Raw genomic sequence first — 4,184 nt, 5'->3', positions numbered from 1 at the left:
CAAGAGCCAGAACGGTGGTCAGAGTATTGACTAGTCCTACCAGAACTTGGTAAAAAAGAGAATCTCCTCCTGAAAGTCCTGCGTTTTCAAAGATAGAAGGCCCATAATAAAGTACTGCGTTCACACCCATAAACTGTCCTAAAATCGCAATACACACACCGATAATAACAGCTTTGAAGATTCCAGGCTTCATCAATAAAGACCATTCCGATTTTGTTTCAGAGGTCAGCACAGATTTCGTTTCATTTAATTGACTTTTCGCTTCTGTAATTGAATTATATATTTTCTCTAATATATTTACAGCTTTCAATTCCTTTCCACGTACGATTAACCAGCGGGGACTTTCCGGAATAAAAAATATGATAATGAAGAATAAAATTGCCGGCAATGTTTCCATACCCAACATACCTCTCCATACTTCAGTTATAAATATTTTATTCAACCAATCCACACTTAATTGCGTACCACTCTCCGCCCATGCCAATAATTGATAGTTAACTAAATAAGCTCCCCAAAAACCAACTGTTACAGCCAACTGATACAATGACACCAAACGTCCTCTATACTGCGCTACAGCTAGTTCTGATATATAAAGAGGAGAAACAATGGACACAACCCCTATTCCTACTCCACCTATAATCCGATAAACTACCAATTGGGCAAAATCGGCTGATAGAGCACATCCTAGAGCTGATGTGGAAAACAACACAGCTGATATAACCATCGTAAGTTTTCTTCCTAACTTATCGCTTAAGATTCCAGCAAAAAGAACACCTACGATAGAGCCTACTAAAGCACATCCTACATACCATCCCTGTTGTAGTGCATTTAATTGAAAAAGTTGAGTCACTTGGGCAATTGTTCCCGATATAACTGCGGTATCATATCCGAACAAAAAGCCTCCCAATGCTGCCACAACAGAAAGGAATATAAGATAACCAAAATTGATTGTAGACTTCATAACATTTATTTTATTTCAAAATATTCTTTATATCTGTCATATAAATGACCAGCTTGCAGATAGGCTGATTGCGGACTCATAAAATGAGAAAATTCAAAAGTAATAGCCTTATCATATCCGGCACGTTTAGCTGCTTCCAACTTCATCCGAAGTTTATCAAACTTAATGGGTAGAAAACGAATTGGCATATCACGGTCAAAAGATTCGGCATTTGTCCAACATTGCATACCATACTTATCTGCTAATTTTTTATTGACAGAAAAGAACGCATCCAATTCGTCATAATCAATATGCCCATCTTGAAATGCACATGCATCTACCACCTCATGAATTCCATCAAAAATTTCGTCCCATTCTTTTTCGTGTTGTTGTACAGAAACGGCATCTTCTTTAGTCATTTTTGTCGTTCCCATGATTGCTTTTTTTCCATCAATCCAAGGCGATATAAAAGTCGGTAATCCATTAGATATATCCTTACATTGTTTTCCTAATGCATGGAAAGCACCAATCGCTCCTTTCGTTGCCCGGCTTATTTCACCACTGATATACCATCCTCCAAAACTTTTATACTTGGAACCATAATTTTCCCAAACTTCATCAATTACATATTTGTTATCTTCTACTTCCCAGGTCATATCTCCTGTGTCCCAGTATTTACCCGAATCGTATAGTCCAAAATAGAATTTCATTCCATACTTTTCAGCTAAACGTAAAAACATATCCACCAAGTCAACAGAAGGCATATAACAACCTTTCTTCAATAAATAAGAAGAAGGAAAAGTGACAAACTTACGATAACCAGAACGGATCATTATTACCGTATCAATTCCTATATTTTTCATGTGCTGAAAATCCAAGTCCCATTCTTTCTCACCCCAGTTCTGATGTGGAATATCATGTGATATTTCATCCAAAAAAGTTCCGGTAATTTTTAGGCCATTGTTTTTAGGAACAATAAGTTTACTTTCTAAATCATCAGTTGCCATTACCGTACTAGCACTAACTTTTGAAGTACAAGATTCAAATAAAGTTGGTACAGTCAAGGCTGACGCGCCAGCCAATGTGGCTTTTTTTAGAAAATCTCTACGATCTAATGTTTTCATATTAGTTTAATTAAAACAGCTGTTAACACTTATATTATTATTATTACCTATTGAATATACTGTCCTGTAATATCTACTTTTTTATTATTGAAAGGATCTAATATCTGATCAATCAAAATTGCCATTTCACTTCGTAGGATGTCTCGATTCATATCAAAGTCCTTCAATTCAAATTCATTCCATATCTCTTCTACCCTACCCTCTTTCATCTCAAAACCTTCTTTTTCGGCAATTCCTCCTATTAATTCTGTAGCTTTCTGAATTGATATGGTATTATTACCTTCGAATACTTGCTTATTGACAAAAGGATAAACATCACCCAATCCTTTCAACTCATTTGCCAATAATAATGTATCCGCTCTGAACCACATTTGATTTGACCAGTCAACACTTTTACCTACACCTTTTAATATACCTGTTGAGCCGATACGTTGTAGTGACTTAAACATTGGGTGATCTAACTCAACATCTAAATAAGGCAATAAATATCCTTTTCCATCCAAAATCGCATTTTGTACTTCCCGAACAGATACTTCTCTTATATTTTTATCTTCTTTCACTGCAAGAGCTGCTAATGCTCCCGCTGCCTGCCCGATCTGCATAACCATCGGCTGCAAACGAGTGGTACCATTAATTATATTAGAAACAGATATTGATTTTTCAGCAACAATCAATCCTTCAACATCTTTCGGAATCAAAGTTCCTAAAGGTAAACCGTATGACGGTATCGGATGAAAATAAAGATTAGGCAACTCTTCATATCCATGATAACGCGTATGATGATGGTCCACAGGATAATTCCCCACGGCAATACAAGTACGATAAAGAGGTTGAGACTGCCTGAACGGTTCACAAGCATGATTTAAATCAAAACGTACTAGCCCATGGATTCTCCTAGACTCTCTATGGTAAGGAATAAATGGTAATTTGTCGGCTGTAGGATATTCATCATCAGCTAAGCCCAATGTATTAAAACCTAATTCATGTTGCAGAAAATAAACGAAACACATCGTATAATGTTTTGCATATTTCAAGGCTTCTTCACGTTCCTCACGGGTCATTTCAATCAAGTTTACATAATAATCATTGCCTTCTATCGGCCAATTAATCATGTATTTATTATTAGGGAGTTTTCCATAAGTTATCATCATGTTTTTAGACCATACACGATCCGGTTCTTTAGGCGTGATACAAACGTGACTGGCACAAGCACAAGCAAATTCATCCTTATTATATCCTTCAGGACAAGGAATAGTCACATCTTTACCATAATCTTTCAAGATTGCTACGTATGTAATATCCTGAACTATATTATTTTTCTCTTCCGGAGCAATATCTTCTTTTGTATCATGACGGCTTTCCATACCGACATCATATTTCACCCCGCACATTTTTGCTATATCCCCCAATTCAGTACCATCAATCAATATTTTAGCATGTATTTTTTTGATTGTATTATCTTTCATCTGAATTTGAGCAATCCAAGCATCATTCTCTCTTTCCAGCTTTACCAAGGTAGCATTATGCCATACTTTTAGATTTTTCTCTACATCAACCATTTCATGGAAAATTTTATTTCCGACTGAAGGTTCAAACAACACTGCACTCACCCAACCGGTTTTTAGAGAATCAAGTCCACCATAATAATCTGCCAAATGTTCGCGAAACTCACCAAACAAACCTGCCGGTAAATCATAGTTTCCGTCAACAGCACTTACACCTGCCGATGTAAGCATTCCACCCAGCCATTCTGTTTCTTCTACTATCAATGTTGCAGCCCCCATTCGAGCAGACTGAATACCAGCAGTCACTCCACTGGCACCTCCACCAATAATTAGCACATCAACAGAATCATCCGAATGAGAGCATGCTGTAAAACACAAAGCAAATAATAAACACAGACCTAAAAAATAGTTTCTCATACTAAATTCATTTAAGGATATAGAGTTTTATTAATAATATCACGGCACAAATATAGCTATATTTATTAAATAAACAATAGATAATAAAATATTTTATTAATAAAATCATTATTTCTCGCATTATTAATTAATAGAAGGAGGAATTACCTCCGAAATCATCTTATTTCAGTTTATTATATCCACATTCATCCATAGCTA

The 4,184-nt window shown here is 36.0% G+C and carries 3 protein-coding genes; all 3 read right to left on the bottom strand.

Annotated elements, in window-relative coordinates:
- Positions 1–961, bottom strand: a 961-nt coding sequence (locus ACT8YW_RS22070; protein ID WP_444107160.1) for an MFS transporter, incomplete at its 3' end; no start/stop codon positions are given.
- Between the two features lie 5 nt (positions 962–966).
- Complete coding sequence (locus tag ACT8YW_RS22065) at positions 967–2,064, bottom strand: DUF4434 domain-containing protein (RefSeq protein ID WP_444107159.1); 1,098 nt, start codon at positions 2,062–2,064, stop codon at positions 967–969.
- Between the two features lie 47 nt (positions 2,065–2,111).
- A complete protein-coding gene (locus ACT8YW_RS22060; protein WP_444107158.1) occupies positions 2,112–3,986 on the bottom strand; it encodes an FAD-dependent oxidoreductase in 1,875 nt (624 codons plus the stop codon).
- Positions 3,987–4,184: the final 198 nt, after the last annotated feature.

The organism is Bacteroides sp., from assembly GCF_052357945.1.
GTDB lineage: Bacteria > Bacteroidota > Bacteroidia > Bacteroidales > Bacteroidaceae > Bacteroides.
Note: the sequence above shows the minus strand (reverse complement) of the source record. Positions and strands in the feature narration are given on the sequence as shown.

Bases quoted from the DNA above. Each gene is read 5' to 3' on its own strand.
- ACT8YW_RS22065 (WP_444107159.1), bottom strand. From the start codon at position 2,064: ATGAAAACATTAGATCGTAGAGATTTTCTAAAAAAAGCCACATTGGCT.
- ACT8YW_RS22060 (WP_444107158.1), bottom strand. From the start codon at position 3,986: ATGAGAAACTATTTTTTAGGTCTGTGTTTATTATTTGCTTTGTGTTTT.